Genomic DNA, 22,966 nt, shown 5'->3' with positions numbered 1-22,966 from the left:
ATCGATGCGATTAATAGACTTGTCTGCCATTGATCTGAACCTTCTAGTCGCCTTTGAAGCACTTTTTGAAGAAAGGAGTGTAACAGCAGCAGCAACACGATTGTACTTAGGGCAACCAGCAATGAGTGCGGCACTTGCTAGGTTACGCATACTATTCCAAGATGAATTATTTATCCGAATTGGTAGGCAAATGCAACCCACAGCAAAAGCTCTGGAAGTTGCTCAAGGTATAAGAGTTGCCCTGCAACAAATTCGGCAGACATTGGAAACGAGCCAAACATTTGACTCTACTACTTCTAAAAGTACTTTTACAATTGGCAGTTCAGATTACACTAGCTATGTTGTCATGCCCAAGCTTCTTGAAGTTTGTCGTCGAATTGCACCAAGCATTAATTTTCGATTAATTAGTTTTGCAAAAAACTTTGTTGGAGAACTATTAGAGCGACGAGAGATTGATCTAGCTTTGGGTGTTTTTCAAGACCCACCCAGACAAACAATACAAATACCATTATTTCCAGAACACTTTGTCGGCATCTGTCGTCTTGGACATCCCATTCTCTTGGAGGACGTTATCACACCAGAAATCTTCGCTAATTTTCTTCATGCTCTTTTTACTCTTAGGCAAGATGAAGTTGGTGAAATCGATAATGCGCTTGCCCAGTACAATCTCCAGCGTCGAGTTGCTTTGACAACTCCTCACTTACTAGTGCTACCAGCAATCATTTCATCAACTGATTTAATTGCTGCTGTTCCATCACGATTGCTAGCACCATTGGCATATCAAGATGCATTAGAAATTTTTGAACTTCCAGTACAAACTCAACCGTGGATGATTTCAATGCTATGGAGCAAACTTACAGAGCAGGATCAAGCCAATTGCTGGTTACGACAGATGCTCATAAGCGTTTGTGAGGAGATTTAACATATTAGAGAAGTCTTTTAACATTAATTACATAACCCCAATGCTAATAATTTTCCTAATAAATAATTATTAACTGGAGTTTAGACTAATATTTGATTTCTGAAAAAGCTCTGTACATTTGAAGAGTGAGGAAATCAAAGGCAGTGTGTCGGATAAACCACTTCTTCCATCCATTTCAGGATTGATAAAACCCTTAGCGAATTAGGCTTTTAAGCTTAACCAGGTTTTCTATTCTGATGATACTCATACCCCATATTATGAGCTTCTTGTATCTTTGCTTGTATAGGTTTAATTTGTTGAATGGGAATCTCGATTATGAATTTAGTTCCTGCTCTTGGAGATGAAATACAGTTTAAATTTCCTTGATGTTTTTCTGTGATAATTTGATAGCTAATTGACATTCCTAAACCAGTTCCCTTACCTACTGGCCTGACTTTCCACATCCCGTGAAAAGTCAGATCAGTTGATACTCCTATATTTACAACAAACCAGTCTACTTAGCTCTTGCACTAACAATTAAAATTGCGATTACACGACCAAATATACTAGCCTTGGCTCAAAAACTTATTTTTATATTGGCTTGTGTTGTGGAACTTTGTTAAAAATGCGCTCAGTGCGATCGCCTTACTACCGCCCACCACAGCCCTCAAGCGACCCCAACAGTTCCGTTGAAAAACCGTTCTCAAAAGGCTAAATCGGCATCGGTAACTGGAAGATTACGCTTGAGGAGGAGCGATCAAACTTGTACACAGCAAGAGCGATCGCCTTGTGCCAAATCTGCGATTCAACATCAGATAATCCCTGCTGTCTAACAACAATAGACTTCTTGCATAAGTCGGGAAAAGGTGAAGGGGTAAGGGGAAAAGGTTCTGCACTCATTCCCCTTCCCCTTTAACCCAATGGCATGAAGAAAAGGTGAAATATCGTTAGGGCAGAGTGTTGGGGGTAGGGTGTTGGGTGTAGTGTTAATAAAAATTGAATGTTTTAGCGCCAGACAAAACCAAGTTGTTCCTAATTCCCTACACCCGACACCCGACACCCGACACCCCAAAACCAGTAATACCAGGGGTTAACACTTATCATTGCATTGGGTAAAATCGTTTTTCTTGTACGCAGATTATATTCCCTTTCCAGGAGTGAATTTCTCAAAAATGCAATTATACGCTCATGAGCGATCAGGAAATTGCTACAAGGTTGTACTGGGAGCAATGCGATTTTGTGAGGTAGGCAAGCAGGGGAGGCAGGGGAGGCAGGGGAGGCAGGGGGAGAGAAAGAAATTAAGTATACTTCAGGGTATGTCGGTAGCAAAAATTACTACTTTCTCTCTTTACTCCCCCTGCTTCCCCTGCTCCCCCTGCCCCCCCTGCCTATTTCACGAGGATCTCACTTTTTCGCGTTGCTCCCGGTTGTACTCTTGTTATCCCTGCTGGGGCTAGAACATGAAATTATCCGGGTTGATCTGATAGTGGGGGAACAGAAGTCAGCAGAGTTTTTGAAACTTAACCCTTTTGGGCAAGTTCCAGTTTTGATTGATGGCAAGCTAGTTCTGCGTGACTCGCAAGCTATTTTGGTGTACTTAGCTCGTCAGTATGGCGGAGAATCTTGGTTGCCCTCAGAACCGGAAGCAATGGGTAAAGTTTTGCAATGGTTGTCTACTGCTGCCAATGAAAGTCAGAATAGTCTATCTGCGGCTCGACGGTTTTTTCTATTAGGTACACCTATCGATTTAGAAGGCGCACAGCAAAAGGCAAGGTATACGCTTGAGGTGATAGATAAGCATCTTCTGAATCGAGACTGGCTAGAGACAAATCACCCAACGATCGCAGATATTGCCTGCTATCCCTATATCGAACTTGCCAGTGATGCCCAAATTGTTCTTGAGGCATATCCGCAAGTGAGCGCTTGGGTTACTCGCATCAAGCAGCTTCCTCTTTACGTTGCAATGCCTGGATTTTAACAGGATACACTTACGTTTTAAAAAATTACTATAACCACACCAGCAGCAAGTTAATTCGCGACTTAACCAAGTGATCGTCCTCACTCCAAAATTCGTAGTGATAGTATGCCTGTTGGTAATCTCTGCCATTCTTAGTAATGGTTCGCCAATGAATACTAGCGCTACCTTCCCCCTTGTACCGTCGTATTTTACTAGGGTTTACTGCAATACTCAACAGCGATAATATCGATTTAGGTGGTTGACAGCTTTAGCTTAACAATAGCGATTATAATTACATACCGCGTCAATTACTTCAATTCAGGTGAGCGCATAGACATTTTTACTAAGAAGCAATATGGCAGACCTTAGCGGTGATTGGTTAGGAACTTATTGGCAAGATGACATCCCTAGTCGCTTTGAAGCAACCTTTGTTCAGAGTGGAAATACTTTTAGTGGTTCCATTTTGGATGACAACTATTTAGGAGAAGCTCAGGTCAATGGCGAGGTAATTGGGCGCACTATCAGTTTTACTAAACGTTATTTAGTTACCTCACCTGTACCAGTTAGATATACAGGCAGATTTTGTGAAAATGAAGATTATATGCAAGGAGAGTGGAATATAGGTTTGCAGTATTCTGGTGTATGGTCAGCCCGACGCAGTGGAGAAAACCTGATTGTAGATTTACAAAGTCGGCTCGAACAGCAGACTTCATTGACAATGACTTAATCGCTCACATAAATCCCTGCCTTACCCCCAGGCTTCCTTATGTGTAATTTCCGACTCCAAGACAGTCAGCACTTTCTCTTCCAGTTCAGTCAAATAAGCACGATTCAGCTTCCCCAGCATCTCCAAAAACTTCTGCACCGACTCCTCCAACCCACTCGAATACACCTGTGTAATGCGATCGCAAATCACCTGCATCTGCTCACACTCGGAAGGCAAGTAATCGTAAGACTTCAGGTGTTGTAACCCAACGGTGTACTCGCTATCCCACATTTTCACAGTACAGCTAAAATCATTCACTTGGCTTACGATACCCCAGCAGCCACCCTTGCCCCTGAGTTCTAGATTATCTTTGGCTAAGATTTGGCATACCTCGCCTAATTGATAGGTGTTAGGTACTTGGGTACGTTCCATTATTCGCTAAATCGATGGCTTCGCCAACGCCAAGGGCGAATGCGGCAATACTCCTCAAAGGTTTTGTGAGTAGAGCGATATAACTTACGATCGCGTAATTCCATTAATGCCTTCCCCGCTTCAAAGAAAGCCCTCTCGACTTTTCGCTCTGGGCGCAGGTGGTCGCAAATCTCTTGCTCGTCGGTCAATTCTGGTATTTCAACAGCATTGCAATTGGAAAAATTGTTAAAACATAAAGACGTTGATTTCAATCGGTGAGCAGGGTGTGGGAATCTTAGAAATTAATTAATAATTTCTCCTTTGTTATTGGCCAACTTTTTACGCCATTTTTGGAGTTCTTCAGGTGTTTGTCTCACCCAATCTGTGACTTCGCCAACGATTTTTAATGGTGCTTGGGAGCGATATGAGCGTGTCAGATTGCCGGGAAATTTTTTGTCTGTAACATTCGGGTCATTTTCAAACTCCCCTGTCGGTTCAACGATATAAACACGTTCACGTCCATCGCCTTTTGCTAATGCAGCAGCTAGTCCCGCTCCACTAACAAGGGCTGTAAAATAAATGTGATTCATTTTGAGTTCAGATTTATAATTAGAATTATTCCCTGCCCTCAGCAAATCGCTAACCTGCAAATCTGCTTTCGTCCCATGATAAAAAGGGCCTTTGTCAGAAGGTTTATCCTTAAACGAAGTTGCTAATTCATAATTCTTTTTTGCCTTGTCAGGGTCGCTTAAGTCCTCATAGCATTTGGCAATGTTTGAATATAGAGAAGGTATTGCACTCTTAACAGAGTCGTCATTTATTTTTAATGCAAAATGCAAAGCCGTTTCGAGCCATTTTAATTTATCGGAAACATCTTTTTGATGTCGGGCGACATAATGAGCTGAAATAAATTTTTCAAAGTCGTATGTCGCTTCGTTCCAGGCTTGAAGAAACAGTTTACTTGCTTCTTCTGGTTTGCCTTTTTCTTCCATGCCCATACCTTGAAGACAGAGTTTAACAACATTGTTGTTTGGGTTGAATTCCATGATTACTTTGTCTGGTAATGATTGTAATTTCGATTTAGTTGCTTGTCCAAAGTCTGTTGAAGTGCATCGTAACTACTGCTAACGGTTCGCTTGAGCGGCTGCAAATAACCTTTACCTCACACCAACACCCACCCTTACCCCTGAGTTCGGGGTTGTCCTTGGCTAAAACTTGGCATACTTCGCCCAAGTGGTAGGTGTTTGCTACTCTGGTTCGCTCCATTATGCGCTGCACAATGTCTTTGACGATTCTACCACTTGGGACTTTACCACCCGCTTCCTCTACTGCCTCCGGCAACGTTAAGGACGAACGTGTAACTCCATAAGTGCCTTCCCCGCCTCAAAAAACGCCCGTTCCACCTTCCGCTCTAGGTGAAGGCGATCGCGCTGTTCTTCCTCTGTCAACTCTGGAATTTCAACAGCCGCAGGATGCATACCTGTCATCTCGACAAGCTTTAAAAAGCCGCGAGTTAGTGGCAGCGAAAACAGAATCCAGAATTCAGGAGCCACTTAAGACGCAAGGGGTAGGGTGCAGGGGTGAAGAAAATCCGGCTTTCTGTGACCCTTTTAGTTAAATTGATAAACATTAATATTTATATGACAGTACAATTTTGATTAACCCAATTATCGGGAATTCTTTCTAAAATACCAGAACCAAATACCTTATTCATTTCTAAATATTCTAGATGAACATAACCAATATGACAGTGACAAGTTTGGTTGGTACAAGGTTGTTTAGACAAAGCTGCTTCCCAGGTAAAATCGTAAATATTACCAATTGCTGCTTTAATAAAATGACATCGGTACATTGTCCCATCACCATCAACAGAAATCACTGATTCTCCAGCTCGACAAGAATGCCCAAAGCTAGGATAATGTTGAATATTTAGTTCATATAACGGGTCAATAGATTTGAAAAATTCTCGATTTTCTGGTGATAAATTAGGAAGTTCAGCTTTTACAGCATTAATCCACAAATAAACGTGGTTTGGTAACTCTTGACGTAAAGCTGCTATTTCCGCTTGAAACTGGGGAAAACCGACAACTCCCACGCTAAACTTGACATTTTGGTTGTCTAGATTGAGGCATTTTTGTAAGAAGCGATCGCGTGACACCCATTCGGAATGAAAAGTTGCCCAAAGCGCCAATTTATCTTTGTTACATTCCTCTACCCAATCTAAATTACAAGATAGATTAGTTTGAATTGCTGCTTTATTAACATTGGGTAACTGCGTTAATTTTATCAGTGCTTGCTGATACCAAGAATGGATTAGGGCTTCTCCCCAAGGAGTAAAGAGAATTGAAAATTGATGTTGGGGATGTTGGGAAATAAAATTGACAAATCGTTCTAAAGATTGTTTATCGATTGCTAATTCTGCGGCTGTTTGTTGGCGTTTCGCAAAGGGGCAATATTCACAACCGTAGTTGCAACTGATTAAAGAACCGCGATAGAGTATGGTCAAGTGCATATTAGTTGTAAAATTTAGTCCGTAGGGTAGGTGTTTTTTCTACTCATTTTGGAATAGTTAATTTTTGAATTATTCGGCTACTGTGCAGTAGCGGTCTTCTGTATGTTTTTGACGACTATCTGAAATTATTTCAATATCCAACTGTTTTAACCTTTGAAGCATATTATGAGTTAGACAGTTATTAGAAACATTCAATGTATCTAGTTGTTGTACTGCTGGACAATTCAGCAAAACCTCTGCACCTTCATCGCCCAAAGTTCCCATAGAGAAATCTAAATCCACTAAATTCTCAATAATTGGAGAATCTACTATTGCCAAGGCAATATCATCGGAATATTCACTGTTTCGCAATCCTAAATATTTTAGTTTAGGAAACACCCCAGAAATTATTGGCATCAAGTCATCAAGAGATGATGTTCCTCCATATTCATCACGACCAAGCCATAATTCTAGATATTCTAATGCTGGTAATTCAAGTTCACAAATTTGATTAATTACTTGATGGCTAAGTCCACCAGATTCGATAATTAAAGCTTTTAATTTTTCGTGTCTTAATGGCGGGTTAAAAGCTAATCCTTCAGATGCTTGATAACGACCATCACCGCGACCGCGAATTTTTAATACCTCTAGATGAGGATAAGCTTGCAAAATCGGGCTGACATTACTTTGTATAATTGAGGAAATCATACATTCAGAATCCTCAATATCTCCAATAAAAACAGCTTTTAGATTAGTCAGCTTTGCTTGTAGTGCAACTAGTGCTTCCACAACATTACGCGAACTATAATTAGTTGCTCCCCAGTCAAACCAGAAGCCAAATACTAAAGCTTCAATTTGATTTACCATAGGACTTTGCTGCAATAATTGAAGTTTATTTGCGACTGTTATCTCAGGTTTATTACCATATTTCTCCGTATTTCTCAAAGCGTATGCAATATCAACAGTTTCGATAATATTAGTTGTTGATTCAAATTCTACAACTTTCCGATTAGCAAAAGTACTTACATAGCCATTTGGCAGTCCATTTAATTTTTTAAAACCACTCCAGAATTTATAATTATGTAATGCCAGCTTAACTCGAACTTCTTCTCTATCTTGCAAACAATTAACCGCAGCTTGGCGTACTTTCCTAAAGTTATCTTCTAAAGCTTCAATTACCAAACCCAATCCTGTATCACCATGATTTAGTGCTTCACTTAAAGCCGCAATTCTCGCTTCAATGTTTGAACTCGATAAACGTCTTTTAACACCTTCAATCCCACCTAAAACAGCACCTTGTACTGGTGGCGGTGCTTCTCCTCCGAGTACTGCATCAAATTCTCTGGGTTGATTTTGATTGTTTGTCATATTTTCTCCAACGGTAGATGTAATGTAAATATCCGTAGAAACGTGATTAATCGCTTCTCTACAAATATTTTTGAAACCCTACTATTTCAATTCATAATCCTGCATTAATTCCTGAACTTTCTCAGAAAATAACCACGCACCAATAGTATCAGAACGCTCAATGCCAAATTCAGTTAACTGTAAAATCTCCTCATCTTTTATCGCCAAATTTAAAGCCAGCAATTCTGAAAATTCTGGAAAATCAGCGTATACTTCACTACCAAATTGCTGACGATAACTAGCACAATTCAATCCTTCATCGGAAAGCAAAGATAACAAAATATACCGCCGACGTTGTTCTTCAGCATTTAGTTGAAAACCATAGTGTGCGTAGTCAAATGACTCATCTGCTGTTTGAATATATGCTTGTAAAATCTCGCTGATTCCCTTTGCTCCCACTGCATATTCGTTGGAGTAGTGCAAAGTATTAGTGTAGGAACGTGCGCCACAACCTAAACCAATCATACCGTCGGCTTGACAGCAGTAGATGGGAGAGGGAGGAGACAAGGGAGAAATATTGATACCTTGTTTACCTTGTCTACCTTGTCTACCTTGTCTACCTTGTCCCCCTTGTCCCCCTTGTCTCTCTTCCAAGCGTCGAAACATCCGCATGGAAACTTGCGTATATCCTTCTGACAATAATAGCGATCGCCCTTCTCGATAACAAGCTAAACGAATATCGTCCCATTCTCGATCTGTGCGTCCCAAACCTGTGAGCGATCGCACATACAATGGATATAGATAAATTTCTTCTGGTTGAAAACGCAAACTAGCTTGTATTGATTGCAACCAAGTATTTACTGTTTGTCCGGGTAAACCGTAAATCAAATCAATGTTCAGAGTGGGAAATCCCATCTCTTTTATCCTTGTCAGCGTTGCTTCTACTTGGGTAGTAGATTGACGGCGCTGGGTGGCTAAAACTTCCGAATCGATGAAGCTTTGGACACCAATACTAACACGATCTACAGAGTGCGATCGCAATAACTTTAACTTATCCTCAGTGGCGGTTTCTGGCGAAACTTCTACAGAAATGGGAATTTCCTGTAATTTTGCACCCATAGTATTTTCAGCAATATTGAGAATAGTTTCGAGGTGCTGAATCGGTAATTGGGTGGGAGTTCCGCCACCAATAGCGAACCTAGCAAATGACGCATTACCCAACACGGCTTTCATCCGTTGCGCCTGTCGCTGTAACGTGCGAACATATTGACTCATAAAATCTTCATTGTGGCTGACTGTGGTAAACAGATTGCAGAAGCCACAACGCATTTCACAAAACGGTATATGTATGTAGAGAAACAGCGCTTGTCTATCTTGCTGCGCCCAAAGTTCTGGAAGATACACAGGTGGGGAGATGGGACGGTAAGCTGTTTTGTGGGGGTAAGAATAGACGTATGCTTGATAAGGAGACTGGGCAATTTTCGATTTAAGATTTTGGATTGTCAGCATAGAATTTCAAGTATTTTCGTGACAAGTTAAGAATTTGCTTTAAGTTTCACGCCAAGAATAACTCTGCGCTTCTGCGTGAGTTTTCATAAAACAAACTCTGCATAGGGAACAGTCCAAACCACAGGATGGCTGAGTCGATGTCCAGTGTAACCATCTTCACCATAAGTTGTCCCGTGGTCGGAACAGAGAATGCAAAAAGTAGAATGCCTTTGTCGTATAATATTCCAGAGTTTAGCTAATTGGCGATCGACATATTCCAAAGCTGCGGCGTGAGATTCAATAGTATCGATTTTATCTTTGGCATCGGGAAGATAGAAATAGTTTGGTTGATGCAAGGCAGAAATATTTATAAATAAAAATATGCGTTGATTATTTGGCGTTTTTTCTAAAATATGTTGCGCCAGATTTACCTGATTTTCTGTAGATTCGGGGTTAGTAACACCTAATTCTGGACTCCAATAACTTTCAGCAAACATTGAGGGAATTACATTACCTAAAGGGTTGCGTTTGTTGAAAAAACCAACTCCACCAATGCAAACTGTATGATATCCTTTTACAGCTAATCCAGTAACAATATTTGAGCTATCTAACACACAAGTTGTATCAGTTGTAGTGGTACTTCCTTCAAATCCCAAAGCAAAAAGACGGGGGTGAATTCCAGGTGTTACAGGTGTGGGTAAAAAGCCGGCGAAAAACGCATGATGAGAAGCATAGGTGAAATTTCCGGGTGAATGGCGTTCTTGCCAACCTGTTTTAGGAAGTACTTTTGCTAAGTTTGGAGTACATGCTTGTGCGAGTAGGTTTTGGGCTACGTCGTAACGTAGTGTGTCTAGAGTGATAAATAAGATATCGTGAGTTTCGACAATTTGATTCATATTGAGCATATAAAAGTCCTACATCATTCATGAAAATATCTTTTTTTTAGCCGTCGAACTCACGTTAATTTATAGCCACAGCAGTAGCGTGTGTTTTCGACGAAAGTAGGGTAGCATCAACAATTAAAGGTGCGTTAGCCTGCGGCATAAAACACCCTACATTTATTTTTCCAAAATCGCTTTAACTTCACTTGTGTAAGTATCCATCCCATTCCACAAAATACCTGGCAATAAATCACCAAAAGCATTAATTTCTAAAATCGCATGAGTTTTCCAATCTGGTAAAATTAGTAAATCAACACCGCAATATAAACTATTAGGAAATAACCCTGCTGCTTGTTCGCAAGTTCGCTTCATGATCTCCCAATTTTCTACACCAAGTTTTGCTAAAAATTCCTCAGTATTTCCCCGTTCATTCCCCAAATGCAAATTTGTCATGGGACTTTTACCAAGGCGAACAACGATATGCTGTGCTTCGCCATTAATAACTACCACACGCACATCAAACCCGCATTCTTGCAAATGTGCTTTGGGTAGCCATTCTTCAACTTGTACGCCTTCTGCTGTCAAAATATTGATAATATCGGCGATTTCTTCGCGGTGAGTGTAGTGTCTAATTTTCCGGGAGTTGTAAAGCAGAGTTTGCCCATTTTCTCGCACTCGTTCAACAGTAGTTATGGCTGATTCAAAACGCGAATTTGCGCGGTAAGCAACGACTCCAGAAGCGGCGGAACCGTGGGAAAGTTTGACAAATACTCGTTCTATTCCCTGCATTTGCATTTGTTCGCGTAAATTATCGTAGTTGTGGATTTTACCTAGCGATCGCGGAACGGGGATATTATGATGGCTGAATCTTTCGTGACAAGCTGGTTTGTCAAACATCACAGCGATGTCTTGGGGATGGTTCATGAAGTACCCCTCTCCGCAAGCGATGAGGGGAGTAAGTTGTGTTTCCCATTTTTGCAACAGATACCGCCAGCCTAAATACCACTGTCGCGGATAGAGGATGAGTCCTTTGTCAAATTCTAATTTTGTCGCGGCTTCTGCACTGATATGTTGATGACTGGAAGTAGAAAAAATTTCCCTACTCCCTTCTGCGATGATGGCTTTATCGACATCAAAGTTTTTTTCTGGAGAGTCAAAGCGGATAATAGTATTGGGTGTATTGAATTGTTCGAGGGTTTGTTTTCCTGCTATTAAGTCGGCGTAATCTACTACGGTAGCTGGTGGTAAGTTGAAATGGGCGATCGCTTCTTGGAGGAAACCGACACGGCGGTTTTCGGGGTTGGCGATGAGGATGAAATTTAGCATTATCTAATATATTCTTTATTCGTGGAGGGCATAATAGCGATCGCCATATTCACCATCTTGAGGTTGTGCAATTACGTGGCACACAAGTTGGTCTAAGACTTCGGTATTTGAAATGTAGTTCATAGAAAGATTAAGGGTGTGGAGTTGGTTCACTGCGGGACAATTTAAAAGATATTCCACTCCTTGATTTGTCATTTCTCCCATTGAAAGGTCAAGAATTTTCAGGCGTTCTATTAAAGGAGAACTCACTAATGCTTTGGCTACTTCATCAGCATCTTCACAACTGCGTATACCCAAATACTTAAGTTTCGGAAACTGTTCAGAAATTTTTGGTATTAGGCTAACTGCATCAAATCCTGCGTTTCCTGTCCACAATTCTAGATATTCTAGATTTGGCAAATTAAGATTAACAATCTCATTAACTGCCGATCTTGGTAAACAACTAGTTTCAATAATCAGCGTTTTGAGATGATGATGTTCCGCTAAAGTAAATGACAAGCATGAACCTTCAAAAGGATCGTAGTTATCTCCGTCAGCGTTACCACGTATGTGAAGAACCTCCAAGTTTGGATAAGCTTCTAAAATGAGGCTCATGTTCCTGGTTAGTTTATGTATGGAGGTGTCTTTGTAAGGGTCATCCTGAGGATCGCCCCAAAATAACGCCCTAAGGTTGCTCAGTTGGTTCTTTGCTTCAATAAAAATGTCTATAAAACAGTGACTAGGATAGTGACAGTGTAAAGCTTGGATCTGATGACTTTGGGGATTATGAAGAAATGTTTGAAATTTTTTGGTCGTTTCTTCTCTATCAAGACGATGTGTTTCTGCCCTAAAAGACAACCCTGAGCCGGATTTTACTATTGATCTAACTTTGGTATACAAAGGCGACCAATCTAGTTGTAAATTTAAAGAATAAGCTGTAATTTCAGGATTTTTAATGCCTACTTCTGAATTAAATTCTTCAACTAACCAGTTGGTCATCATGATAAAAGCAAGATAGGGATCAGAATTTAGTAACGCTTGCTTCCCTTTATCTCCTCCCCTTTGTTTTAATAATTTTGCAGCAAAACGCTGCACTTGCTCGGAATAATTCGTTAAATTATTAATCACTAAATCTAAACCAATATCCCCATAATTCAATGCTTCGGAAAGTGCATTCATTTGTACCTCAACCACCGAACTTTTCAATCGGTTTCTTACCCCCTCAAGTCCTCCTAAAATTACACCGTGAACTGGTGGTGGTGCTTCTCCACCAAGCACTGCATCGTATTCTCTTGGTTGATTGGGATTGTTGTTCATTTTAGATAAACTGTATTATTTTATTAATTTATTCCCAGACTGAGTAATAGCGATCGCTAAACTGAGAATCTGCAATTACTCGACATTTCAACTTAGAAAATTGCTCAATTATATTTTTAGGTAAACGATTTCGAGAAATATTGAGAGTATGCAGGCGATTAATTATTGGAGACTTTAATAAAGCATTTCCATTACCTATATTTCCATCTGTTAACTCAAGTACCTTCAGATTTTCCATAATTGGAGAATTAACAATAGCTTGAGCAACCTCGCTCATATTTCCACATTGTCTTACTGCTAGGTATACCAAGTTAGGAAACGACTCACCCGAAAGCATAGGTGCTAAACTATCGATATTGATGTTGCTTAAATCACTTCTACTTAGCCATAGCTCGAAGTATTCTAGAGATGGTAAATTTAAATTGCAAATTTTCGTAATATTACTATCAGATATCCCATCAGCATCAACAATCAAAGTTTTTAAATTCTCATGTTTTAAAGGTTTTATAGGAATAATAGAATTATTTTGAGGGTTACGAACTTCTAGTATTTTTAGTTCAGGCTTGAGAATATCTTCTTCAAGCATTCGACCCCGGATATGAAGTAATTCTAAGTAAGGATAGGATTTTAGTAGAGGATGAATACTACATACCTTGATATTTGATTCTCTATATTTTATATTGATGAGGTCGCAGCAATCTCCAATTAATAATGCTTTCAAATTCGTAAGCAATTCACAAGCATTAACAAGTGTGTCAGCAAAATCTTTAAAGGCAATTTTGCAATTCGGATCTTTGTAGTAAACTTGAAACTTGATTGCTTCTATATCTTTAGCTTTCGGATCTTGAAGGAAGCGCGATAATTTATTTTTACTATTTACATAGTTTTCATTATATAAACAATATGCCTGACCTATTGGGTCTTTAATTCTGTCATAATAGTAATCTTCCCAATCTTGAAATGTCGTTAAAACTAACCAAGGGTCATAATCTAGTAATGCCTGCTTACCTTTAGTACCAGCTTTGCGTAGTAAACAAATAGCACGAGCGTGTATTTCTTCTGAAGGATCGTATAACGCTTCAATAATTAAATCTATTCCTGCGTTACCATATTTCAGTGCATCTTCAAGTGCTGAAGTTTTCACTTCATCATCTTGGCTATTTAGACGATTTTTTACTCCTTCAATTCCTCCTAAAACTACGCTGTATTTTTCATTTTGCTGCTCTCCACCAAGTACTGCGTCAAATTCTCCGGGTTGATTTAGATTATTATTCATAGTTAAAAGTGAATTCATTAAGAGAAAGTTTTTAACCTGCTTAGGCGCGTTTTTTTCGTGTAGCTGAGACTTCCAGCCGCCTACTTAATACTAAATTTCACTCTGCAACAGAACAATAGCGACCGTGGATGTAGCTATCTTCATCTTCTTCCTTCTGATTGTTTGCCAAAACACGCACATCCAACTCAGAAAATTTTTCAATCATTGCCTGAGATAAGAAGTTTTCTGAAATATTGAGAATATCAAGATTATTTATAGCCGAACAATTCAGCAATCCTTCTGCGCCAGCATCACTCAACGTTCCCATTGAAAGGTCAAGTACGCTGATATAGTCAATAACTGGAGAACCTACAATAACGCTGACTATTTCATCGGTAAATTGGCTATTGCGTAATCCTAAATAAGTTAAGTTGGGAAACTTTTCTTCAAAAAGAATCGGATGTATATCTTCAACCCAACAGTCTCCACCGTAATCTTCACTGCCAAACCATAATTCTAAATGTTCCAATGCTGGCAGATTCATATTACAAATGTGGGCAACAGCATCTCGACTTAATCCCCCAGTTTCTACAATTAAAGCTTTGAGGTTATTGTGTCGCACTGGTGGACTAAAATGTAAACCGTCGCCACCACGAACTTGTAAAATTTCCAGTTTAGGATAAGCTTGTAAAATCGGGCTGATATCACTTTGTCTAATCCAAGAAATTTCGCATTCATCATAAGCAATATTGCCAATAAAAACAGCTTTGAGATTAGTTAAATATTTTTTGGCATCAACTAAAGTTTGAACAATCTCACTTGAATCGCGTTCATAAGCTTCTGCCCACAAACCAAAGACTAAAGCTTCTAATTTGTCGGCGTTGGGTTCTTGTAAAAGCTTACTAATTTGACTCGGTAAATCCTCTTCATTATCATACTCATATCTGAGCGCATAAGCTTTGTTAACAGGTTCAACAATACCTATATTTTTCTCAAAATCTACAACTTGCCGATTAGCAAATTGAGTAATGTCAGACTCTTGATACTTCTCAAATCTTTCTTCCAAGTTCCAAGGTTTATATGTTTGCAAAGCTTGTTTAACTTGCGGTTCCACTCTTTGTTTTAATACTCGATAAGCAAAACGCTGTACTAACCTCGATTTATCTTGCAACGCTTGAATCAAAATATCCAACCCTGCATCACCATATTTCAAGGCTTCGCTAAGTGCAGCAATTCGCACATTAGCTACAGGATTTGATAAACAACGCTTAATGCCCTCAATTCCTCCGAGAACAACTCCATCTATAGGAGGCGGCGATTGTCCGCCAAGTACAGCATCATAATCTCTGGGTTGATTTTGATTGTCAGTCATGTTGCTTTACCTTTCAAGTCTTAATTAGGGTTCCCAAAAACTTTATTACAAGTTTGCTAAAGTAGCGATCGCCTACATTTTGTAACAAATAACACACTTATAATTTGACTCGGTTTCTTTGAGGCTTGTATAATCTCATCAAAAATAGTACATTTGTTTTAGTAAATTAGTAAAGCCCTGACACATTTATTTGTTTGTGCTAGTGCCAGATGGAAATTGCAGTTAACTGGCAAAAGTGATACAACGGAATAACTGCGTATTGCTTGAAAACCTTGAAAATATAGATATTTTACTTATGGCTGAGTATCAAAAAATTGAGTATCGCATCGGTAAAGATGGAAAAATTACGGAAACAGTAATTGGTGCTTCTGGCGCAAGTTGTACCAGCACAACATCTGGAATTGAAGATGCTTTGGGAGACGTAGAAACTCAAGAACTGCTTCCTGAATATTACGAGGGAGAAGAAAACGTGACAGGAACAGAACAACAGTCTCTCAAACAACAATAGGAGAGATACAGATGCTTGCAGACATCATATCAGACCTCCAGGGAAGCGGAATGTTTTCTCTGGAAAGTATTTTAGCGATCGCAATCGGATTTTTGGCGTTACTTTTGATTATTCCAGTAATTAACGCGGCGATCGCTTCTCAACCAAACAAGCGAATTGATAAGTTAGGGTTGGCGCAATCTCAAATTAAATTACTAGAAGATGAACTCCAAGCATCTCATCAAAAATACTTAGAATTAGAGCAAAAAATACAGCAACTTACTTCTGAAAAAGCTGCACTGCATCAAGAAGGTGTGCGACTCCATGAAGAGTTGCAACAGCAACGTCTACAACTAACCAAAGAATTTCGCACTTCCACATTTGAGCAATTGCAGACATTACTGACAAACTATCCCAGCATCCACCAAATGGTGAGTGTTAAACCAGAATTGCCCGTGAAAAATCTGCTTTCGATGTTTACTCCTCTAGATAATCTTCTTAGTAAATGGGGTTACGAACAGATAGGCAAACCTTGGCAACAAGTCCCTTATAATTCCCAACTGCATCAACCAGACAATGCTGATATTACCGAAGGTGAATTAGTTTACATTCGATTTATTGGCTATCAGCATCAAGGAAGAATTCTTTGCCCTGCCAAGGTTAGCCGGAGTTTACCGGGGGGGAGGTGAGGAGGATGAGGGGGATGAGGAAGACAAGGGGGACAAGGAAGCTAAGTCTGTAACAATGCCCCATGCCCAATGCCCCATACCCAATGCCCAATACTTCGACTTCGCTCAGTACAAGTGCCCAATGCCCAATAACTAATAACAAATGACTACAGTAATAATTGATTTTGGTACAAGCAATACTGTTGTTTGTACTACTGATTTGATTACGCAAAAACCACGGACATTGAGATTTGATTCGATGTCGCGCCGCTTTGAAATCGGGGCTGAGCAAGTTAGCGTTGTACCTAGTTTAGTATTTGTGGAAGGGCGCGATCGCATTTCTTTTGGTGAATCTGTACGCGCCAAACGCTTGGGGTTTGCCCAGCCGGAACGTTGTTTTAGAGCTTTCAAACGCGATTTGGCAGCAGATTTTGTGCCACCTCCGCGACAGTTGGATGGTAATAGTTACAGCGCTGAGGTGGTTTCGGAACTGTTTCTTAAGGAAATTTGGCAACAGGTTGAACAGCAATTACAACCCAGTAGCGTTATTTTCACAGTTCCCGTGGGTGCATTTGAGCGATATCTTGACTGGTTCCGCAACTTGGGCGACAAGTTAAATATTCCCGCAGTGCAAATTGTCGATGAATCTACCGCAGCAGCCCTTGGTTATGCTGTCAAGCATCCTGGGGCTGTAGTTTTGGTGGTTGATTTTGGCGGCGGTACTCTAGATTTAAGTTTAGTACGGACTGTCAGCGCTGAATCTGAACAGCAAGTAGTACGTGCGGAAGTTATCGCCTTTAGGCACTCAAAATTCTGCCCCAGTTGGTAGTGTGATTTTAGGGGGACTGGAAGGTGTTAAAAGCCGCTTGAAAAGTGTAGATATAGAAGCGCAAACTACCGCCCTAAAAGAAGCATTAAATTATGGAGAAGCAGGTTTAGACTTAGTAATTCAGGCTTGGCAATATGAATCAGGAAAATTAAAGTGGGCTGCTTATTCGTTACTTCGCCACCGAGAAGAAGCAAGAGTCAAGCAGTCGTTACAAGAACATAATCCCTGGCTAAATATCACTTGCCTCCACACTTTACAACGAAATTTAGGGACTAGAGTTATTGCCATTAGCCCAGATGGGAAAACTTTTGTAAGTGCCGGAGAAGACATTAATGTTTGGGATTTGCATACCGGACAACTTCAACCTATTTCTATGGCAGATTTCAACGTTAATTCCTTAGCTATCAGCCAAGATGGAAAAACTTTAGTTACTAGAGGGGGAGGTACTAGAGGAGGATATTATGATGACGGACACATGCTCAAAGTGTTCGATTTACAGACTGGAGAATGTAAAAAAACCTTAGATGAATTTGCTTTCAGCGTTTTTTCTCTAGTTATTAGTCCAGATGGAAAGACGCTTGCCTGTGGCAGTCAAAATAGAGGAATTAATGTTTGGGATTTGCAGACAGAACAAATTATACGTACCATTAGTGGACATTCAAACTACTTAGTTCAAGCGTTAGCTATCAGTGCTGATGGAAAAACTCTCGTTAGTGGTAGTAATGACGCAACGATCAAAGTACGAAATTTTGAAACTGGAAAGCTGATACACAGGTTTAAAAAACATTCAGATGGTGTTGAGTCTGTAGCTATTAGCCCAGACGGGCAGACAATTGTCAGTGGCAGTAAAGACAAAACAATTAAAGTATGGAAGTTACAGACAAAACAGCTTCAGTTTACACTTGAAGGACATTCAGATTGGGTTAATTGTGTAGCTATCAGCCCAGACGGAAACACTCTTGTTAGTTGTGGTAGTGACGAAAATATCAGAATTTGGAACTTGCAAACAGGGGAATGCCTACGCATTCTCAAAGAACATACTGATTGGGTTAATTGTGTAGCTATTAGTCCCGATGGCAAGACTCTGGTTAGCGGGAGTAGAGATGGAACTATCCAAATATGGGGTATTAAGTCCTAGAAAAAGTTGCGATCGCACACTTAAATAACAACTGCGATCGCACTTCTATAATTGAAAATAATTATCCCATATAAAGAGCATTTATGAAATTAGGTGATTATGGCGATCGCACTCAAGAATTCCATCATATAAAAAGTAAAAACATGATGTCAAAAAATACCAATCGCCCAACAGTTTATGATGCTGTCCTTGGTGGTCAAGAAAAAGCGCCTCCTGGTGCTGTAGTTTTAGGAGGACTAGAAGGTGTTAAAAGACGCTTGGCAAATCCGGTAGTTGAACAAAGAATCGCTGCACTAGAAGAAGCACTCAAGTATGGCGAAGCAGGTTTGGAATTAGTAATTTGGGCGTTGGACGATAAATTATGGAAAGTACGCCAAGCAGCTTATTCACTACTAGCTTCTCGACAAGAACCTATAGTACAAGAAATACTTCAGGAGTATGGTAATAAAATTGACAGATATGATGCTTTCGTGGCGATGGCGCGTGCTGGCGGAGTGTCCGATATCGATACGCTGATGGAAAATCTAGAAAATGACCGCAATAGCGCCACCTACAAGTTAGTTGACTTTACACTGGGCTTAGTTGATACTTCTCAAGGTCAAGACCGAATTCGACATTACCTGTTCAATGGCACTCAGCTACAACGTAATTATGCAGCACTTTACTTTAAGCGAAAAGGTGCAAAAGATATTTTAATTGAAGCAGTGCAGCAGGGCTGTATTGACAGAGTGCAAGCATTTTCTAAATAAAACAGCAATGTCAGAAAATTTCAAACAACCAAGAGAATATGATGCTGTGCTTGGCGGACAAGTACCACCTCCAAAAGATGGTGTGGTTTTAGGAGGTATTGAAGGTGTTAAACGACGGTTGATGGGCGCTACATCCCTAGAACAACAAATTATCGCCGTTGAAGAAGCCCTAAAGTATGGCCAAGCTGGTACAAAATTGGTGTTTCAGATTGTAAATACTGAATCGGAAAAGTTGGAATTTACAGTATCGTCACTGCTGGGACAACAAGCATTAGCAAAAGTACAGTCCCATCTACACAGTGATATACCATTAATCTCTGCGGTTGATTTAAACTACAGTCGTTTGGAAAATTTGCTTGCTTCCAGAAAGTGGAAAGATGCAGACCAAGAGACTGCTAGTATAATGCTGCGCGTATGCGATCGCCAACCACAAGGATTTTTAGACCCATCAGACGTTGAAAAATTCCCTTGTGAAGATTTAAACACGATTGAAACTCTCTGGCAAAAATATAGCAATGGACGCTTTGGCTTTGTTGTACAGACGCATATCTGGCAAATGGTTGGCTGTACATCCAATCCTGACTGGGAAGCGTGGTGTCGCTTTGGTAAAGGTGTGGGATGGTTTTCTCAAGGTGCTTGGCGGTATTGGAATGACTTGAGATTCGATTTGAGTGCTAACGTAGGACACCTACCCCGTGGCGGTGCATTTATAGGTTGGGGGTTAGGTGACTTTTGGACAGGTTGCAGAACCCTGTCTGCGCTTGCAGAGAAATTAGCAAACTGCAAAATAGCCTAAATTTGGGAACACTGGTATGAGTTGAAGGTAAAAAGCGATGCCAGATAATACCAAACAACCTGGAGAATATGATGCAGTACTTGGCGGAAAAAATCCTCCGCCAGTCGATGGTGTAGTTTTAGGCGGATTGTCAGGCGCAAAACAACGTTTCGCTAGCAGTGATGAAAATTACCGCCTTTTAGCGATTTCGCAACTGATTAATTATAGACAGGAAGGCTGGGATTTTGTAATTCAGGCTTTAAAAGACCCATCAAAAAAGGTACAGTTAGCAGCATATAAATTATTGCGGGATATCTCAGAATTAAAAGTAAAACAGGCAATCTTAGAATTTAATCCCTATCGGTTTTTTGAGTGTGTTTATACAATTGATCTTAATAGAAATGATGCTGCGATCGCCATTCATCCCGATGGTAAAACTCTAGTGTGTTGCGATGCTGGCGGTAGTTCTTTTGAAGAACCTCAAAGAGATGGCAGTATTGTTGGTGGAACTTATATAGACTTTAAAAAGTGGGATTTGAAGACAGGAAAAAGTCTTCGCACCATCAGTAAAATATTTGGTACGAGAGTAAAAGACTATCCAAAACATTTAACTTTTAGTTCCGATGCTCAAACTTTAGCAATAGGTGGTTCTCAGCATGACAGTACTATTAGAACTGAAATCTGGAATTTCAATACCGAGCAATTAAGTCATGTTATTAGCGGACAACCATTGTGGGAGTCTGAAACTCGAAGGCGTAACACTCTTACAGCTATTGCTCTCAGTTCTGATGGCAAAATATTAGCTAGTGGTAATGAAGCTGGTAATATTCTCATCTGGGATTTAGAAACAAAACAAAATATTTACACTATCAAAGGACACTCAAAAAATATAACTTCGCTTGCGATCAATATAGATGCAAAAATTTTAGCAAGCGCTAGTTTAGATGAGACTATTAAACTATGGAATTTAATAACGGGAGGTGAGATTTATACCCTAGTAGGGCATGAGTCTATAAATGGACATCCTTATGGCGTTGTTTCATTAGCAATTAGTCCCAATGGACAAACTTTAATAACTGGCGATAATCATTTACCAACACGTATTAGAATATGGGATTTGAGAACTGGTAAAGAAGTTCATACTTTATTTCCTAATAGTGGTCAATTAAACTTTTTTACTTTCAATTCTGATGGCAAAATCTTTGTTAATTGTGGCGGTGATATTAATATCTGGAACTTGCAGACACAAGAACGACTTGCTAAACTTTCCTCTTATGGAAAAAGTGTTGCTATTAGCCCAGATGGACAGACTATTGTCAGTTACGTTAGGAAATTAATTCAAGTATGGCGAGTTCCATAGAATCAAGGATAGGTGCGATTTCAAATAAGTGCGATCGCATTTCCTGAATTGGGAACACTGCTATTAGAGTCGAGGAAGAGAATTATGCCAGAAAATGCCAACCAACCGCGAGAATATGATGCTGTACTTGGTGGACAAGCACCACCTGGGAGCAACGCGAAAAAGTGAGATCGTCGTGAAATAGGTAGGGGGGCAGGGGGAGCAGGGGGAGCAGGGGGAGTGAAGAGACATTTTTGGTACTTTTTATTACTTAAATAGATTTCTTGTATACTTATTTTTTCTCTTCCCCTGCCTCCCCTGCCTCCCCTGCTTCCCTATCTCACAAAATCGCATTGCTCCCGCACCACCTCCAGTTTCGGGTGTAGTTCTAGGCGGAATCGAAGGCGTTAAGCGTCGTCTTTTAAGTAATAATTTAGAAGCAAAAATGGCTGCACTCACTGAAGCTATCAACTATGGTGACGCAGGCTTAGAGTTAGTCATTCAAAGTTTACAGAATGAATCAGTGCAGTTAAAAGCGGTAGCATATAAGTTATTACATAAAAGAAAAGAAGCTGGTATTGGACAGGTTATTGCAGCTTTAAATCCATATCATTATAAATTTTTTGAATGCTTGACTACTTTAAGCGGACATACATCTGATGTATATGGAATAGCATTTAGTCCCGATGGACAAACTATTGCGAGTGGAAGCCATGATAAAACTATCAAATTATGGAATATTCAAACCAGCCAATTAATTTCCACATTAGGTGAAGGTTTATCATCTCCTTATGCCCTTGCGTTCAGTCCAGATGGGAAAACTTTGTATAGCAATAATTGGAATGAAATAAAAATTTGGGATTTACAAAAAAAGCAAGAGATTCGTATACTTAAAGGGCATTTTGATGCTGTTTTATCTCTTGCTGTTGCTCCTGATGGCACTCTAATTAGTGGTAGTCAAGATAAATTGATTTATGTTTGGGAACAACCCCGTTCAGGAAAATATGATGTTTTGGGAGAGCATCCTTGTTACGTTTGGGGAATGAATACTGTTAAGGTTTCCCTTAGTATTGATGGGAAGATTTTGATTAGTGGTAGTGCTATTGATAGGGCAATAAAAATTTGGAATTGGAAGCAAAGACAACAAATTACAACTCTAGGAAACGAAACATTAGGTTTAAATAATTATGCACCAGGACTTTCTTGTGTTGCTATCAGTCCAGATGGAACAATTGCTATTGCTGGAGGAGAAAATCAGGTTGATGTTTGGGATATAGAAAAAAGAGAGAAAATTTATACACTTACTCTAGAAGCAGATAATAAGATTCACTCAATATCTGTTAGTAAGGATGGTGAAGCTTTCTTTGGAGGTTTAAATAATGGCATTATTAAAATTTGGAATTTGTTTACAGGTGAAGAAATTCATGACTTAGAAGGGCATTCAGCTAATGTTATGTCTATTGCTGTGAGTCCTGATGGAAAAACTGTTGTTAGCGCGAGTATCGATAAAACTATTAAAATTTGGAGTATACCAGAGTAATACTAATTCC

24 protein-coding genes and 2 pseudogenes are annotated in these 22,966 nt (G+C 39.8%); 12 read left to right on the top strand and 14 right to left on the bottom strand.

The window, feature by feature from the left end:
- Positions 1-4: 4 nt before the first annotated feature.
- The gene (locus CDC33_RS33790) at positions 5-922 is read left to right on the top strand and encodes a LysR family transcriptional regulator (protein WP_109012997.1); all 918 of its coding nucleotides are present in this window, start codon (positions 5-7) and stop codon (positions 920-922) included.
- Positions 923-1,137: 215 nt separating this feature from the next.
- On the opposite strand, the pseudogene CDC33_RS33785 reads toward CDC33_RS33790, so the two are convergent.
- A pseudogene (locus tag CDC33_RS33785) lies at positions 1,138-1,353 on the bottom strand (ATP-binding protein); the annotation flags it as partial.
- A 259-nt stretch (positions 1,354-1,612) separates the two neighbouring features.
- Positions 1,613-1,801, bottom strand: a complete 189-nt coding sequence (locus tag CDC33_RS38035; protein WP_146195907.1) for a hypothetical protein — start codon at positions 1,799-1,801, stop codon at positions 1,613-1,615.
- Positions 1,802-2,318: 517 nt separating this feature from the next.
- On the opposite strand from CDC33_RS38035, the gene CDC33_RS33780 reads away from it, so the two are divergent.
- Positions 2,319-2,879, top strand: a complete 561-nt coding sequence (locus tag CDC33_RS33780; protein WP_244919487.1) for a glutathione S-transferase family protein — start codon at positions 2,319-2,321, stop codon at positions 2,877-2,879.
- Between the two features lie 334 nt (positions 2,880-3,213).
- Positions 3,214-3,585: a hypothetical protein gene (locus CDC33_RS33775; RefSeq protein WP_109012994.1), complete on the top strand. Its 372-nt coding sequence runs from the start codon at positions 3,214-3,216 to the stop codon at positions 3,583-3,585.
- Positions 3,586-3,606: 21 nt separating this feature from the next.
- Here CDC33_RS33775 and CDC33_RS40850 read toward each other — a convergent pair whose 3' ends face one another.
- The 12 genes and pseudogenes from CDC33_RS40850 to CDC33_RS33720 form a co-directional block, all read right to left on the bottom strand.
- The gene (locus CDC33_RS40850; protein ID WP_244919486.1) at positions 3,607-3,996 is read right to left on the bottom strand and encodes a hypothetical protein; all 390 of its coding nucleotides are present in this window, start codon (positions 3,994-3,996) and stop codon (positions 3,607-3,609) included.
- Positions 3,996-4,184 carry a hypothetical protein gene (locus CDC33_RS39995; RefSeq protein WP_190962791.1) on the bottom strand — a complete coding sequence of 63 codons (189 nt, stop codon included), beginning with the start codon at positions 4,182-4,184 and terminating at the stop codon, positions 3,996-3,998. The genes CDC33_RS40850 and CDC33_RS39995 overlap by 1 nt, the downstream gene beginning before the upstream one ends.
- 93 nt (positions 4,185-4,277) lie before the next feature.
- The gene (gene arr, locus CDC33_RS41785; protein ID WP_439956649.1) at positions 4,278-4,748 is read right to left on the bottom strand and encodes an NAD(+)--rifampin ADP-ribosyltransferase; all 471 of its coding nucleotides are present in this window, start codon (positions 4,746-4,748) and stop codon (positions 4,278-4,280) included.
- A 394-nt stretch (positions 4,749-5,142) separates the two neighbouring features.
- Positions 5,143-5,462: pseudogene (locus CDC33_RS33760) on the bottom strand (hypothetical protein); the annotation flags it as partial.
- Positions 5,463-5,611: 149 nt separating this feature from the next.
- Positions 5,612-6,487 (bottom strand): STM4011 family radical SAM protein, encoded by an 876-nt coding sequence (locus CDC33_RS33755; RefSeq protein WP_109012992.1) that lies wholly within the window; start codon positions 6,485-6,487, stop codon positions 5,612-5,614.
- A 69-nt stretch (positions 6,488-6,556) separates the two neighbouring features.
- The gene (locus CDC33_RS33750; RefSeq protein ID WP_109012991.1) at positions 6,557-7,834 is read right to left on the bottom strand and encodes a hypothetical protein; all 1,278 of its coding nucleotides are present in this window, start codon (positions 7,832-7,834) and stop codon (positions 6,557-6,559) included.
- 81 nt (positions 7,835-7,915) lie between these two features.
- On the bottom strand, positions 7,916-9,322 hold the full coding sequence (locus tag CDC33_RS33745) for an STM4012 family radical SAM protein (protein WP_109012990.1): 1,407 nt from the start codon (positions 9,320-9,322) through the stop codon (positions 7,916-7,918).
- 83 nt (positions 9,323-9,405) lie between these two features.
- Entirely contained in the window at positions 9,406-10,206 is an 801-nt protein-coding gene (locus tag CDC33_RS33740) for an STM4013/SEN3800 family hydrolase (protein WP_109012989.1), read from the bottom strand.
- A gap of 153 nt (positions 10,207-10,359) precedes the next feature.
- Positions 10,360-11,508: an STM4014 family protein gene (locus tag CDC33_RS33735; protein WP_109012988.1), complete on the bottom strand. Its 1,149-nt coding sequence runs from the start codon at positions 11,506-11,508 to the stop codon at positions 10,360-10,362.
- A 15-nt stretch (positions 11,509-11,523) separates the two neighbouring features.
- Positions 11,524-12,804, bottom strand: coding sequence for a leucine-rich repeat domain-containing protein (locus tag CDC33_RS33730; RefSeq protein WP_109012987.1), 1,281 nt, complete (start codon positions 12,802-12,804; stop codon positions 11,524-11,526).
- Between the two features lie 28 nt (positions 12,805-12,832).
- Complete coding sequence (locus CDC33_RS33725) at positions 12,833-14,080, bottom strand: hypothetical protein (protein WP_109012986.1); 1,248 nt, start codon at positions 14,078-14,080, stop codon at positions 12,833-12,835.
- A gap of 97 nt (positions 14,081-14,177) precedes the next feature.
- Positions 14,178-15,431, bottom strand: a complete 1,254-nt coding sequence (locus CDC33_RS33720) for an STM4015 family protein (RefSeq protein WP_109012985.1) — start codon at positions 15,429-15,431, stop codon at positions 14,178-14,180.
- Positions 15,432-15,726: 295 nt separating this feature from the next.
- On the opposite strand from CDC33_RS33720, the gene CDC33_RS33715 reads away from it, so the two are divergent.
- From CDC33_RS33715 to CDC33_RS33675, 9 genes are all read left to right on the top strand, one after another.
- Complete coding sequence (locus CDC33_RS33715; protein WP_109012984.1) at positions 15,727-15,939, top strand: DUF2997 domain-containing protein; 213 nt, start codon at positions 15,727-15,729, stop codon at positions 15,937-15,939.
- An 11-nt stretch (positions 15,940-15,950) separates the two neighbouring features.
- Positions 15,951-16,607: a molecular chaperone GrpE gene (locus CDC33_RS33710; RefSeq protein ID WP_181374301.1), complete on the top strand. Its 657-nt coding sequence runs from the start codon at positions 15,951-15,953 to the stop codon at positions 16,605-16,607.
- Positions 16,608-16,749: 142 nt separating this feature from the next.
- Positions 16,750-17,415 carry an Hsp70 family protein gene (locus tag CDC33_RS33700; protein ID WP_109012983.1) on the top strand — a complete coding sequence of 222 codons (666 nt, stop codon included), beginning with the start codon at positions 16,750-16,752 and terminating at the stop codon, positions 17,413-17,415.
- Positions 17,366-18,553, top strand: coding sequence for a WD40 repeat domain-containing protein (locus CDC33_RS33695; protein ID WP_146195906.1), 1,188 nt, complete (start codon positions 17,366-17,368; stop codon positions 18,551-18,553). Before CDC33_RS33700 ends, CDC33_RS33695 begins: the two co-directional genes overlap by 50 nt.
- Positions 18,554-18,636: 83 nt before the next feature.
- Positions 18,637-19,302 (top strand): hypothetical protein, encoded by a 666-nt coding sequence (locus CDC33_RS33690; protein ID WP_109012981.1) that lies wholly within the window; start codon positions 18,637-18,639, stop codon positions 19,300-19,302.
- Between the two features lie 7 nt (positions 19,303-19,309).
- Positions 19,310-20,098 (top strand): GUN4 domain-containing protein, encoded by a 789-nt coding sequence (locus CDC33_RS33685; protein WP_109012980.1) that lies wholly within the window; start codon positions 19,310-19,312, stop codon positions 20,096-20,098.
- Positions 20,099-20,135: 37 nt separating this feature from the next.
- A complete protein-coding gene (locus CDC33_RS33680) occupies positions 20,136-21,437 on the top strand; it encodes a WD40 repeat domain-containing protein (protein ID WP_109012979.1) in 1,302 nt (433 codons plus the stop codon).
- A gap of 12 nt (positions 21,438-21,449) precedes the next feature.
- Positions 21,450-21,605: a hypothetical protein gene (locus tag CDC33_RS39470; protein WP_181374300.1), complete on the top strand. Its 156-nt coding sequence runs from the start codon at positions 21,450-21,452 to the stop codon at positions 21,603-21,605.
- Positions 21,606-21,861: 256 nt separating this feature from the next.
- Positions 21,862-22,956, top strand: a complete 1,095-nt coding sequence (locus CDC33_RS33675) for a WD40 repeat domain-containing protein (protein WP_109012978.1) — start codon at positions 21,862-21,864, stop codon at positions 22,954-22,956.
- The last annotated feature ends 10 nt before the right edge of the window (positions 22,957-22,966 follow it).

Source organism: Nostoc commune NIES-4072, assembly GCF_003113895.1.
Taxonomy (GTDB): Bacteria; Cyanobacteriota; Cyanobacteriia; order Cyanobacteriales; family Nostocaceae; genus Nostoc; species Nostoc commune.
This window is presented reverse-complemented; position numbering and strand designations above follow the sequence as displayed.